Source organism: Chitinophaga sp. NPDC101104 (assembly GCF_050277495.1).
In the GTDB taxonomy this organism is placed as follows: Bacteria; Bacteroidota; Bacteroidia; order Chitinophagales; family Chitinophagaceae; genus Chitinophaga.
Map to the genome: position 1 here is coordinate 4,054,574 of NZ_JBNNSF010000001.1, position 14,139 is coordinate 4,068,712.

Consider the following 14,139-nt stretch of genomic DNA (forward strand, 5'->3'; position numbering starts at 1 on the left):
ATAAATCAAAACAGGCGCCCCTTTTCGGAGGCGCCTGCAGTTATCGCATGTGATGTTTTAGTAGCTAGTTGAGACTGCGGAAGTCTACCGGCACCAGTTTGCTCACGCCGGCTTCCTGCATGGTTACCCCGTAGATCACGTCTACCGCGGCCATCGTCTGCTTGTTGTGCGTAACGATGATGAACTGCGAATTGTCGGAGAACTTGCGGATCATGTTGGTGAACTTACCTACGTTGGCATCGTCGAGCGGCGCGTCCACCTCATCGAGGATACAGAACGGCGCGGGCTTGATGAGGTAAATGGCGAACAGGAGCGCCGTGGCGGTGAGGGTTTTCTCTCCACCCGACAACTGTGTGATGGCGGCAGGCCGTTTCCCTTTCGGCTTGGCGATGATCTCGATACCGGTATCCGCGAGGTTGGTGGGGTCGTTCAGGATCATATCGCATTGGTCTTCTTCGGTAAACAGCGCCTTGAACACGCGGATGAAGTTTTCCTTCACCTGGTTGAACGTGTCGAGGAACTTCTGGTTGGCGGTGGATTCCACTTCCTGGATCGTTGCCAGCAGCGATTCCTTGGCGTTTACCAGGTCGTTTTTCTGTTCGAGGATGAACTCGTACCGCTTCTTCATCTCGGTATACGCTTCGATGGCCGTGGGGTTGATCTCGCCCATGTTCTCGAGGCGCTTTTTCAGCCGTTCGGCGTTGGCCTGCAGGTCTTCGACAGACTGCGTGCCCGTACGGTCTTCGTCCAGTATCTCGTCGAGGTTTACTTTGAACTCCACGCTGAGGCGCTCTTTCATGGACGCCAGTTGCAGTTTCAGTTCGTTCACCTTGTCTTTGATCTGGTTGAGCTGCTGATCGAGCATATCGCGCGTTTTCTGCTTGGAGCGGAGCACGCTTTCCAGTTCCTGGAGGTGGTTACGGAAGTTATAGTATTCCTGGTCTTTCTCGTTCACGGCTTTTTCCTCTTCCTCGCGGCGGCGGAACAGTTCCAGCAATCCGTCTTCGGAAGTACTGAGGCGGTCTTCGGCCGCGGCGATGTTGCCGGCGGTGTCTTCCAGCTGCCTGCGGTTGCTTTCGATCTGGGCGTGCAGGTCGGTCAGTTGCTTGCGCTTGAATTCCAGTTCCTGTTTGAGGGCCTGCACCTTGCTTTGCTGGCGCGTGTGCTGGAGGTTCTGGTTGTTGTACTGGACGTTGGCCTGGTTGAACTGCTGCTCCGCTTCCTGGCTGGCCCTTTCGGCGGCCACGATGCTGTCGTGCAGACTGTTCACCCGGTCGTTGAGGGTATCCAGTTCGTCTCTCACGGTGGAGATCGACTGTTCGTTGGTAGCGAGGGAACCTTCCATTTCGGCGAGGCGTTTATTGCCCGTTTCGATCATGTGGTGGAAGTTCTCGATACGGTTTTGGAGGCCGAACAGCTGGTTATTGAGTTGATTGACGCGCTCGCGGGCGGCGTTGATCTTGTTTTCGTTGAGCTGGCTGTTGTAGCCCAGCACTTCGTCGTGCTTGGCCTGGAGTTTCGTTTTGAGGGAGCTGACCACGCCTTCCAGCTCGCGGATTTCGGCGTCGAGCTTTTCGAGGTTCTTGGCGCGGCCGAGCTTCTTCCCTTCGAACAAACCTACGGAACCGCCGTTCATGCTATATTTCCCGCGGTGCATCTTGCCCGATTTCTCGGTGATGAGCACGTCCTGCTCCGGGAGCTCGCTGAAGTTGATGGATGCGAGATCTTCGGCCACGAACACTTTGCCGAGGAGATAATTCCCCAGGCCTTTGTATTTCTCGTCGATCTCTACCAGATCGAGCGCCGGGATGGTGGCGGGCGGCGTGAAAAGGCTGCCGGCCTGGTGGTTGAACTGGTCGAGGATGAAGAAGTTGGCTTTGCCTTTCTTGTTGCCGTCGAGCAGGCGGATGGCCTGAACGGCTTCCACGGCGTTGTTGACCACGTAATAGTTCAGGTACGGCTCCAGCAGGTTTTCGATGCAGGTGCGGTAATCTTCCTTACAAAAGAATATGTCGGACAGGATGGGCGCCTTGTTGTTCCATTCATTGTTCTTTTTGAGGAACTTGATGGATTCAGGATAGCCTTCCAGGCTGTCTACGAGTGATTTGAGGAGGTCGTACTCGTTCTTTTTGGAATCTAGTTTCCGGTTTTCGTCTACCAGTTTGTCGCGCAGCCCTTCGATCTCGCCCTGGGCGGTGAGGATCTTGCCTTTGGTCTCTTCCTGGAAAGCGATCATGTCTTCCAGTTCCTCTTTGGAGGTCTGGAGGTTGTCTTGCAGCGTTGTTTTTTCATCTTCCAGCTGCTGGATCTGGGCGAGGCGGGTCGTCTTTTCCTCCTGGAGCTGCTGGATGCCGCGCTGGAGGTTCTGGACGGAGGTATCGGCCACGGCCACTTTCTTTTCCGCTTCGAACTGCTGGCGTTGCCATTGTTGCTGATCGCGGCGGAGGTTTTCGAGGTGGAGTTTTTTCTCTGAGAAGTGTTGTTTTTTCTCGTCCACCATTTCCTGGAGGGTTTCCAGTTCGTCTTGCATGGATTCGAACACTTCGGCCTCGTCGGTCACCTGTGTTTCGGTGAACGCGATGGATTCGGTGAGGCCGTTGAGCTGCCCTTCCGCGCTGCCGAGGAAGTCGGTGATGCCTTTTTCCCGTTCGCGGAGGTAGGTCAGCTGCTGGGAAGCGAGGTTTTTATCGTTTTCCTTCGTGCGGATGGTGGAAACGAGCTCGTTGAAGGAGCGTTGCAGTACCTGGAGCTCGCGTTCCTTGGCCACGAAATGGAGCTTGTCCTGTTCCACGGCGGCCTCGTCTGTGGAGATTTCGGCTTCCAGTGCGAATTTCCGGTCGGTTTCCTGCTGCTGTTGCTCGGTGAGGTCGCGGAAGGTGATGTTAAAACCTTCGAGGGCGGCTTTGGCGAGCTCTATGCTGGCTTCTTTATAGTCTTTTTTGATCTCGTAGTAGCGTTCGGCTTTTTTGGCCTGGCTCTCGAGGGTTTTGAGGTTGTTATTGATTTCGAAGAGCAGGTCTTCGATACGGTTGAGGTCGCCTTCGGTGGCGTCCAGCTTGGATTTGGCTTCTTTTTTCCGGGTTTTGTAGATGGAGATCCCGGCGGCCTGCTCGAGCATGCGGCGGCGGGAGTTTTCCTTGTCCTTGATGATATCGTCTACCATCCCGAGCTCGATGATGGCGTAGGAGTCGGTGCTGACGCCGGTGTCGAGGAAGAGGTTGTGGATGTCTTTCAGGCGGCAGGCCACATCGTTGAGCCGGTATTCGGAGTCGCCGTTTTTGTAGAATTTGCGTGTGATCGTAACCGTGGTGAATTCCGTCGGGAGTACGTTCTTGTTGTTCTCGAAAGTGAGGCTCACTTCGGCCATACCGGAGGCGGAACGGGTGCGGGAGCCGTTGAAGACGAGGCCGGCCTGGTTTTCGGAGCGGAGGTTGGAGATCTTGTGCTCGCCGATCACCCAGCGGATAGAGTCGATGATATTACTCTTTCCGCAGCCGTTCGGGCCGATCACACCGGTCACGCCTTCGTCGAAATGCAGTACGGTCTTATCCGCAAAACTTTTGAAACCCTTGATCTCTAATGTTTTTAAACGCACATTTGTCGGATTACGAATTACGAAAGATGAAGCAGCAATCCCCGGAAACACCGTTCCCGAAACATTCCTGCGCCATGATTTGGCCGCCAAAGATAATCGAATTCTGCTGATTACAGCACTGCGCAGGGTTGCCAGCCGTGGCGGCGGTTTTCAGATATGGCAACGGGGCATCCGATCTCTCTTCAGTAAGTTATCGCAAACCTGTAAATGTGGATAAGGAATTTATACACACTTGGGGATAATTTATACACCACAATATTAAACAATAACCACTATCTTACTGATAACGAATCAAATACGCTCACCTGCGCATAGATCCGCACCTGCCGCCGCCCGCCGGGGCCGATGCCGGGTTTATTCGTAATTTTGCCCGCAATGCAAGAACGTTGGACCAAAGAAGCGAAAGCCTTTATTTTCAGTTACCATTTCAGCAACGGACTGCGCACAACGCTGAGCGTGGTTGTCCCCTCCCTTATTTTCGGCCTCAGCGGCCATTTGTCTACCGGTATCGCCATCTCGATGGGCGCCCTCTGCACCGCGCTCGCCGATGTGCCGGGGACCATCATCCATAAGCGCAATGGACTGATTATCAGCACCATTCTTATTTTCCTGACGGCCCTGGGCACGGGGCTCCTCCTACCCTACACGCCGGCGCTCGTGGTCTGGGTGGGGCTTTGCAGCTTCTTTTACAGTATGCTGCTCATCTACGGCAACCGCGGCGGGAACATCGGCGTGGGGGGCCTCCTGGTCATGGTATCGGTCATGGCCGAGCACCTGACCTGGCAAATGGCGATCGAAGTATCGCTGCTGACGCTCTCCGGCTCCATCTGGTACGCCCTGTTGGCCCTCCTGCTCTGGCAGATCCGGCCGTACCTCACCGTGCAGCAGACCCTGGGCGACTGTATCCAGCAAACCGCCCGGTACCTCCGCCTGCGGGCAGACTTCTACCGCCCCGAAAAAGACATTACCACTACTTATAAAGACGTGCTCGCCCAGCAGGTGATCGTCAACGAAAAGATGGAAGCCGTACGCGAACTGCTCCTGAAAATGCGCTCCGCACAGCAGGGCACCACGTCCATCTCCAAATCCATGGTGCTGATATTCCTCGACCTGGTAGATATGCACGAGCAGTTCATGGCCTCCCAGATCGACTATACCTCGCTGCAAAAGAAATTCGCCGGCACCCAGGTCATCGAACAGCTGCACCACACCATCGTCCAGTTCGCCGACGAGCTCGATCATATCGGTATTGCGGTTTCGGCGGGGCTACGGTCTCTCCCGCACGTCAACCTCAAACTGGAACTGGAAAAATCGCGGCGGGCGTTCAAAGCCTATCAAGCCTCCCTGCCCACCCTGCGCGAACGGGCAGACCTCATTCCGTTCGACGGTGTTTTCGACAACCTGGAGCACATCGCGCAGCGCCTCTACAACCTCCACCGCCTCACCCGGCTGGAAAGGGCCAAGGAAGCCTCGTTCGACCATCAGCTGGAGCTTTCCGCCTTCACCACGCGGCAGCGGTACGATGTGGAGACCTTCCGCAACAACCTGACCTTCAATTCCCACATCTTCCGCCACGCCCTGCGCACCGCCCTGGCCATGGTCACGGGCTTTCTATTGGGGCATGCGCTCGATCTGAGCAAGACCTACTGGATATTGCTGACGATCATGGTGATCATGAAACCCGGTTTCAGCCTTACCAAGACCCGTAGCTTCCAGCGGATCATCGGCACCATCATCGGCGCGATCTGCGCGGCGGGAATCCTGTGGCTCACCAAGAACGACGTCGTCATTTTTTCCGTCATGCTCGTCTGCATCCTGGGCGCGTACAGCTTCCAGACTTACCATTACGTGACGAGCGTGATCTTCATGACGCCATTCATCGTTTTCCTCCTTCATTTCCTCCACCCGGCCGATTTCGAGAACGTGACCCAGCGCGTGCTGGACACCCTCATCGGCGGCGGTATCGCATTCCTCTTCAACTACATTTTCTGGCCGAGCTGGGAGTACCGCTTCCTCCCCGAATACATGATCAAAACCATGGAAGCCAACCGCGCGTACCTCCAGGAAGTGACCAACCTCTATACCGGCAAGCCTTTCAGCCTCATCGCGTACAAACTGGCGCGTAAAGACGTACACGTGACCACCGCCAACCTCACTTCCGCCTTCCAGCGGATGCTGTCGGAGCCCAAAAGCAAACAGAAACACGGTTCGCAGCTCTACCATTTCGTGGTGCTGAGCCATTCCCTTTCCAGCCACATCGCCCAGTTATCTGGCTACGCCCTCCAACACCGGCTGCAATACCAGCACCCGGAGTACAAGGATATCATGCTGTTCCTCAACACGCTCATGGACCAGGTGGTGCAATACGTCAATACCGGCACCTGGGGCGAAGACCCCGCCGCGCCAGCCGCCTTCCATTCCCTCGAAGAACGCCTCACGCACCTCATCGCCGTGCGGCAGGAACAGATCAACCAGGGCCAGGGGCAAACCGTGGAGCGGGAAGAAATGCTGGAGATCAAGCACGTCCGCGATCAGCTCCAGGCGCTCTATTCCGTCCTGAAAGACATGAAAAAGGCCGCGATCCACGCGGCCCAGATCAATGATTAATATGTTGATGGCTACAATTCCGTCACGATGATGAACTGATCGGTAACGGGAATGGAGAATTGCAGGATATGGTCGAAGAACGCCGGCCCGTATTCCGCGTAGTACGGCAGCAGGTTTTCTTTCCGCTCCTGCAGCGAGTTGCCGGGGAACAGGCGGTCTTTCACCGTCTGGATCTGCTCCGTCTGCCAGGCGAATTTCTTCTTTTCCGCGCGCAGGAACTTGTGCTCCAGTTTCCCGATGGACTTGATCGCCCTCGAGCGTTCGGCGTTCACACTGGCCGCCAGCGTTACATCGATCTGCTTCGCCTTTTCTTCCAGCTCGTTGAAGAGTTTTTCGACTGCCGCATATTCGTCGCGCAGCACGAGCGCCGCGTTGGTATGTTCGTGCACGAATTTGCTGATGATGAGCCCCGTGTCTTCGAACAGCGCGTCGGGCGTGAGGCCCAGCTTGTGCAGGCGCGCATGTTCCTCCCGGCGCACCCACAAAAACGAATTGCGGAGCAGGATCACGGGATACGGTACCTTATGATACTGGAACAAATCCTTCAGCTCGAGCCAGTACGCCACTTCGCCGCCGCCGCCGATGAATGCGATGTTGGGAAGGATGGTTTCCTGGAGGATGCCGCGCAGAATAACATTGGGGCTGAAACGCTCCGGATGGGCCTCCAGCTCGTTCAGCAATTCGTCGCGCGTGAAGGACAACGGTGTGTGTAGAACTTTCCACAATTCCCCATCTTTCACGATGCGCTCGCGTTTGTCGTCGATGAGATAGAAAAGATTTATTTCGCGGGGCGTGGCTTGTACCTTGAAATGGGCTGACAGTTTGTCGATCGTTTTGGAAACGATCGGCTCGGAACTTTGGTGCAGCAGTTCGTCTTTCATGACGGGGATCAGCTGCCGTTTGAAGTTGGGATGGTCGGGGATGAGCACCACCAGGCCATAGCACCCGAAAAGCTCGTTGACGAGGCTCAAGGTAGCCTGCTGGATATTGGGCTGTTCGAGGTAGGCTTTGCGGAGGATGTCGGTCAATTGGGGGCCGTACGGCAGGAAGCCGATACTGTCACCAATTTGTTGGATCATCGGTTCGAGGTTTTCGGTGCGCATGCGCCCCACGGCCCCGGTCTGGCCGGTCTCCCAGGTGAGTTTGCGCCCATCCAGCCAGATGGATCCCAGCTCGTCGAGGTCGGCGTCTTCGCTGCCCATATAGTAAACGGGCACGAAATGCTTGCCGGGATGCTGGCGGGCGAGCTCCTGCGCCAGTTTGACGGTTTGCAGGATTTTATAGGCGAAATAGAGGAAACCGGTGAAGATATTGGGCTGATGGGCGGTACAGACCGTGAAGGTGTTGGTAGCCTGCAGCAGCCCGATATTGGCGCGGACCTCCTCCCGGATTTCCAGGTGGGCGTATTGCTGATAGAGCGTTTCTGCCAGAATGTCCCGGCGCAAGGGCTGCCCTTCCTTTAATTTAATAGCCACCCGGAAGTCGGGCTCCGTGGGGCTATAAGCGTAAAATTCCCGTAACGGCGGCTGTCCGGACAGAAAATTGGCAATGATGGGACTGAAATAACCTGTATCTTCGATCGGTACCGTGTGGAACGTTATGCCCGGATGAGTATGTTGGATCACTGAGTCTGCTTTTTGAGGACACGAATTTACGTCAATTACGCATTACGAATCTACGTATTTCCTACCTGCCATTTCTGCCATTTATCAAAATTACCCCCGAACGCTACATATTGTGGCACAACAATCTGGCGCCAGATTTGTAAAATCTACGTTGACCCGGACCGGAATTCTACACTTAGCTTAAAAAAACTTTTTATCTTATGAGAATTGCATATATAGCCTCGTATTACCCCCGTGAGTGCGGAATCGCGACTTTTACAGAGCATTTGATCAAGGCCATGCAGTGCCAGTACGAAGCGCCCGAAGTGAGCGTGATCGCGATGAATGATGAAGGACAGGAATATGACTATCCGCCGGAAGTCGCGTTCACCATCCGGCAGCAGCAAATGTCGGATTACCTGGATGCGGCAGATTGGGTGAACGGCAGCGGGATAGACCTGGTTGTTGTGCAACACGAGTTCGGCATCTTCGGCGGTGAAAGCGGGATCTTCCTCCTGCCCTTCCTTCACCGGTTGAAAGTTCCTTTTATCGCTACCTTCCATACGGTGCTGAAGGAGCCTTCGTTCCTGCAGAAAAGCATCGTCCGCGAAATATCGCGGCAGGCGGAACGGGTGGTCGTAATGAGCCGGCTCGCCATCTCTTTCCTCGAAGATATTTATGAAGTATCCCCCGACAAGATTTCACATATCCCCCACGGCGTGCCCGATTTCGGGAATTTATCGATCCGTGCGGATGTGGTGCCCGATAACCTCCGCGACCGGAAGCTCATTTTCACGTTCGGGCTGCTGAGCCGCAACAAGGGCATCGAAACCGTCATCAACGCATTGCCGCAGGTGATCGAAAGGCATCCCGACGTGATGTACGTGGTGGCCGGCAAAACGCATCCGGCCGTGCTGCGCAATAGCGGGGAAGAATACCGCCAGAGCCTCCAGCAGCTGGTAAACAACCTGGGGCTGGGAGACCATGTGCTTTTCCTCGATAAATTCCTCACGGAAAACGACCTTTTCGCCTGGCTCACGCGCAGCCAGATCTACGTAACGCCGTACCTGAGCGAAGCGCAGATCACCAGCGGAACGCTCACTTACGCATTGGGTGCCGGCGCCGCGGTGCTTTCCACACCTTATTGGTACGCAACGGAGCTGCTGGCCAACGGCCGCGGGAAGCTGTTCGGTTTCGCGCAGCACGAAACCCTCGGGCAAATGATCCTCTCGCTGCTCAACGAGCCCGCCAAACTGGAAGCCCTCCGCGAAAAAGCCTCCGAATACGGCCGCGAGCTGCAATGGAGCCGGATGGGCGCCAGGTATCTCCAATTGGCGGTAAAAGTCCTGAGCATCCCCCGCCCCACCGTATTGCCCGACCCGCTGCCCGATCCCTCCGCGCTCCCTCCCCTCAACCTCACCCACATCCGGCGGTTGACGGACGATACGGGCATCGTACAGCACGCCAAATACGGTATTCCCAACCTGAAAGAAGGATATTGTGTAGACGATAATGCCCGCGCCCTCATGATGACGCTCATGGCGCAACAGTTCCGCAAAGGCAAGGAAGCGCCCGAGCTGTTGCCCGTATACCTCAGTTTCATCCATTACATGCAGACGCCCGACGGCAATTTCAGGAATTTCCTCAGCTTCAGCCGGCAGTACCTCGATGAAGTTGGTTCCGAAGATTCTTTCGGCCGGACCGTCTGGGCGCTGGGCTACCTCATCCGGTTCGCCCCCAACAATTCCTACCGCGAATTCGCTTATGAACTGTTCCACCGCTCCATCCAGCACTTCGCGGCGCTGGAGCACCTGCGCGGCCGGGCCAACAGCATCATAGGCGTTTGTCACTATATTCTGCACCACCCGGCAGACGAAGGGATGGTCCATGTCCTCGAACAGCTCATCCAGCCCATGATCGATGCCTGGGAACGGAATGCTACGGACGAATGGCAATGGTTCGAGAAATCCATGACCTACGATAACGGTATCCTTCCACTCGCCATGCTACACGCCGCAGAAGCGACCGGCAACGAAAAGTGGCGCAATATTGCATTGACCAGCCTATCCTTCCTGGAAAACCTCACCATGGCGCATGGTTATTTTTCGCCCGTGGGCAACAACGGATGGCACTGCGAAGGCGGCGCCTGTCCACTGTTCGACCAGCAGGCGATCGAAACCATGGCCATGGTCTTACTGTACCAGCAAGCGTATGCGGCCACAAACGAAACAGACTATCTCCGGAAAATGTACACGTGTTACCAATGGTTCCTCGGCGAAAACGTGCTCCGCATTCCGCTGTACGACCATGAAACACACGGCTGTTGCGACGGATTATCGGCCGCGGGGCTGAACCGGAACCAGGGCGCAGAATCCACTTTGGCATATTTTATTTCACATATTGCCGTATTACAAACTTGTGAGGCCATCCCAAAACCGGAAAAATCCGTACGTACTACCATCATTTCAACAAATGTTGTCAGTAAAATCAGTTAACAACCCATGAAAATCGCGATCCTTTCCCCAGTAGCGTGGCGCACACCGCCCGTTAGTTATGGCCCCTGGGAACAAATCGCGTCCAACGTGACGGAAGGCTTGGTCCGCCGCGGTCTGGACGTAACACTGTTTGCCACCCAAAATTCGATCACGGGCGCTAAGCTCAAAGCTGTTTGTCCCCAAGGTTATGAAGAAGACCATTCGCTAGACGCCAAGGTCCAGGAATGCATGCACATCAGCATGTTGATGGAAGAAGCGCGGTACTTCGACATCATCCACAATCACTTCGACTTCCATCCGCTCACGTTCAGCCGGCTCGTCCGCACGCCGATCGTGACCACGATCCATGGATTTTCGTCGGAGCACATCGTTCCCGTTTTCAAGCGGTACAACCGGAACACGCATTACGTTTCCATCAGCGAAGCCGACCGCCATCCCGACCTGCGGTATGAAGCCACGGTCTACAACGGCATCGATCCCGCGCAGTTCGATTTCAGCGACACACCGGGCGAATACCTCCTGTTTTTCGGCAGGCTGCATCCGCACAAGGGCGCGCACGATGCCATCAAAATCGCGCAACTCTGCGGCAAGCGCCTCCTCATCGCCGGGATCATCCAGCACAAGGAGTACTTCAAAGAACAGGTGGAGCCGTTTATCGACGGCGACCAGATCCAGTACGTAGGTACTGCCGATCCCCAACAGCGCCGCAAACTCATGAGTGGCGCATTGGCGCTGCTGCATCCCATTTACTTCGAAGAGCCGTTCGGGCTCAGCGTAGCGGAAGCCATGATGTGCGGAACGCCCGTCATCGCTTACAACCGCGGGTCGATGCCCGAGCTCATCAAGGTCGGGGAAACGGGATTCATCGTGAGCAATGCCTCCGAAGCGGCGGAAGCGGTGAAAGACATACCGTCGCTCGACCGCGGGCAATGCCGCGCCTGGTCGGAGTCGAGGTTCAGTGTAGACAGGATGGTGGATGATTACATCGAAGTGTACAAATCGGTGCTGGCCAAGTCGCCGCCGAAAGGCCCCATGACGCCGGCGATCATGGGCAGGTTCAATTAACCTTCCTTCACTCTTTCGAGCAAATCTTTCAGATGTACGGTCGCGAAGGTAGACGCGTAATCCGACAGGCCATACGGTATGAGCAGTTCTTCGTTATGAATGAGCGCGCCGCAGCTGTAGAGCACGTTGGGTACGTAGCCTTCGCGTTCGTCTTTATTGGGAATGATGAGCGGTTCGCGGAGCCGGCCGATCTCGATCTTGGGATCTTCGAGGTCGAGCAGCGTTGCGCCCAGGCAGTACGTCCGCATGGGACCCACGCCGTGGGTGATGACGAGCCAGCCTTCCGGGGTTTCTATGGGCGAGCCGCAGTTCCCGATCTGGACGAACTCCCAGGGGTATTTGGGGGTTTGCAGGATCTCGGGGTTTTCCCAGATATTGATCTTGTCGGAATACATGATGTAATTGTTGATCCCGTCGATGCGCGACATCATCGCGTACTTCCCTTTGATCTTCCTCGGGAACAGCGCCAGGTTCTTATTCTGCGCGCCTTCCCCGTAAAGCGGCATGATCTTGAAATGATAGAAATCGCGCGTGGCGAGCAGTTTCGGCTGGATGGTGACGCCGTCGAACGCCGTGTAGGTGGCGTAATAGGTGACGCCGCTCGTATCACCCGTATATTTCACGAACCGCGCATCTTCTATCCCCCGGCTTTCCGCATCGGAATACGGGAAGATCACGCGGTCGGAAATATCGGTATCCAGCGAGAAATTGATTTCATAATAGCTGTCTGCCAGCCATAGCAGCCGTTCCAGGTTCCGTTTGATGAGATGGTCGACCTGGTAGCGCTGCTGCATTTCGCGGATGACTTTCTTCAGCCCCACATAATCGAACGTATCGGGCAGGGAGCCGGCCACTTCGCGGAGCACGGAATCGGGCAGGCTGATGGAAACGGCATTCTGGAAAAAAATGTTTTTGTGGTAGATGGTGTTGCGGATTATATCCGGTTCGTCGACATAATTCCCCGCCGGGATGATGGTAACGTTGTTATCGCGGTCTACGATCGCCTGCCGGAAAACGATGGACGACACGTGCCCTTCTCCCACGGCGCGAAAGCTGAGGATCACCCGTTTTTCACCTTCTTCGAGATTGCTCTGGTCGGGGTCTTCGACGATGGAAGGATTGAAAAAGGCGGCGGATTCGATGGAAAACTCGTTGGTGAAATAGGAACCGATGAGGAGTTTCCTTTTCATGCCGAGCTGGTCGAAATCCAGGCCCAGCGCCTGAACGAGGGGTTTCACCTTTTCCGCGTGCCGTTCGAATATCCGGGTGATGTTCCGGTGCCGCCGCGAGAATTCGCGGAGCAGCGGGATGATCGCCCCTTCCACATCCGTGTCGGACATTTCCGTTACTCTCAGAATAATGCCCTTTGCCCGGGCGTCTCCGTTGAAAAAGAACCGGGCCACCACACGTTTGAGGTCCGGAGTGATCTTGGCCTTCTGCCTTTCGATGGGTATGCGCATATGCCGTTTTTTTTAAAGCCTTTGCGCCCGCCGGATCAACACTGGAAGCCGTCGGGCAGCACCGCTCCTTTCTTCACAACAACAATGCCATCCTTTACCGTATACTTTTCGAAATCACCATCTTCGAGATGCTTCCCGCCGTTGATCCGCACATCGTTGCCGATACAGGCGTTCTTGTCGATAATGGCGTTGTTGATATAGCAGCGGTCGCCGATGCCCATGGGCGGACGGCCCTCCTGTTTCGCCCGGTTGATATCGTCCAGCGTCTGGTAACTGTCGTTCCCCATGAGGTACGCATTGCTGATAGTGGTCCCTTTCCCGATGCGCGTCCGGATGCCGACCACGCAACGTTCCAGGCGGCTGGCATTAATAATGCAGCCGTCGGCGATCATGGTCTTTTCCAGCGTCGTCCCCGAAATTTTCGCCGGCGGCAGCATGCGCGCGCGGGAGAAGATGGTGCGGGTATCGTCGAACAGGTTGAACTGGGGAATATCGTCCGTAAGGCCGAGGTTGGCTTCGAAGAACGAGGAGATGTTCCCGATGTCCGTCCAATAGCCTTCATATTGATAGCTCAGCACTTTATGCTCGCCGATGGAGTTGGGGATGATTTCCTTCCCGAAGTCCGTAGCGTCCGGCTGGTTGTGCAACAATTCGTAGAGCAGGCCTTTGTTGAAGATATAGATGCCCATGGAGGCGAGGTAATTGCGGCCTTCGCGTTCCATGTCCGGGCCGGTGTCGGAGGTCCAGTCTGGCAGGAGCTCTTTTTTCGGCTTTTCGATGAACGAGGAGATGAAGTTTTCGGGATCGGTTTTGAGGATGCCGAATTCCGTGGCTTCCCGGGCGTGAACGGGAATGGTGGCGATGGAGATATCGGCTCCCTTCTCGATATGATTGCGGATCATTTCCCGGAAATCCATCTGGTAGAGCTGGTCGCCGGAAAGGATGAGGATGTATTTGTAATCGAAGTTCTCCAGGTGCCGGATCGTTTGCCGGACGGCGTCTGCCGTGCCCTGGAACCAGGTGGGGTTGTCGGGCGTTTGCTCGGCGGCAAGGATGTCCACGAAAGCTTTGCTGAAGCTGCTGAAGTGGTACGTGTTCTTGATATGCTTGTTCAGCGAGGCCGAGTTGAATTGCGTGAGCACGAAAATGCGGTGCAGATCGGCGTTCAGGCAGTTCGAAATGGGAATATCCACGAGCCGGTACTTTCCGGCTACGGGCACAGCGGGTTTGGAGCGGCTGCGGGTCAGGGGATAGAGACGCGTTCCGGCGCCTCCGCCAAGGATGATCGAGATCACTTCGTTAGACATAACGTA

7 protein-coding genes are annotated in these 14,139 nt (G+C 55.6%); 3 read left to right on the plus strand and 4 right to left on the minus strand.

Going from position 1 to position 14,139, the window contains the following annotated elements:
* Positions 1 to 64: 64 nt before the first annotated feature.
* A complete protein-coding gene (smc, locus tag ACQKLP_RS16380) occupies positions 65 to 3,595 on the minus strand; it encodes a chromosome segregation protein SMC (RefSeq protein WP_427323858.1) in 3,531 nt (1,176 codons plus the stop codon).
* A 375-nt stretch (positions 3,596 to 3,970) separates the two neighbouring features.
* Here smc and ACQKLP_RS16385 point away from each other — a divergent pair, with 375 nt between their 5' ends.
* Positions 3,971 to 6,202 (plus strand): FUSC family membrane protein, encoded by a 2,232-nt coding sequence (locus ACQKLP_RS16385; RefSeq protein WP_427323860.1) that lies wholly within the window; start codon positions 3,971 to 3,973, stop codon positions 6,200 to 6,202.
* Positions 6,203 to 6,213: 11 nt separating this feature from the next.
* Here ACQKLP_RS16385 and bshC read toward each other — a convergent pair whose 3' ends face one another.
* A complete protein-coding gene (bshC, locus tag ACQKLP_RS16390; RefSeq protein WP_427323861.1) occupies positions 6,214 to 7,827 on the minus strand; it encodes a bacillithiol biosynthesis cysteine-adding enzyme BshC in 1,614 nt (537 codons plus the stop codon).
* 200 nt (positions 7,828 to 8,027) lie between these two features.
* Here bshC and ACQKLP_RS16395 point away from each other — a divergent pair, with 200 nt between their 5' ends.
* Both ACQKLP_RS16395 and ACQKLP_RS16400 read left to right on the plus strand, forming a co-directional pair.
* Entirely contained in the window at positions 8,028 to 10,301 is a 2,274-nt protein-coding gene (locus ACQKLP_RS16395) for a glycosyltransferase (RefSeq protein WP_427323862.1), read from the plus strand.
* A 6-nt stretch (positions 10,302 to 10,307) separates the two neighbouring features.
* Positions 10,308 to 11,366, plus strand: a complete 1,059-nt coding sequence (locus ACQKLP_RS16400) for a glycosyltransferase family 4 protein (protein WP_427323863.1) — start codon at positions 10,308 to 10,310, stop codon at positions 11,364 to 11,366.
* On the opposite strand, the gene ACQKLP_RS16405 is transcribed toward ACQKLP_RS16400, so the two are convergent.
* Positions 11,363 to 12,826 carry a glycoside hydrolase family 130 protein gene (locus ACQKLP_RS16405; RefSeq protein WP_427323864.1) on the minus strand — a complete coding sequence of 488 codons (1,464 nt, stop codon included), beginning with the start codon at positions 12,824 to 12,826 and terminating at the stop codon, positions 11,363 to 11,365. The genes ACQKLP_RS16400 and ACQKLP_RS16405 overlap by 4 nt on opposite strands.
* 35 nt (positions 12,827 to 12,861) lie before the next feature.
* Positions 12,862 to 14,133 carry a glucose-1-phosphate adenylyltransferase gene (locus ACQKLP_RS16410; RefSeq protein WP_427323865.1) on the minus strand — a complete coding sequence of 424 codons (1,272 nt, stop codon included), beginning with the start codon at positions 14,131 to 14,133 and terminating at the stop codon, positions 12,862 to 12,864.
* Positions 14,134 to 14,139 lie beyond the last annotated feature (6 nt).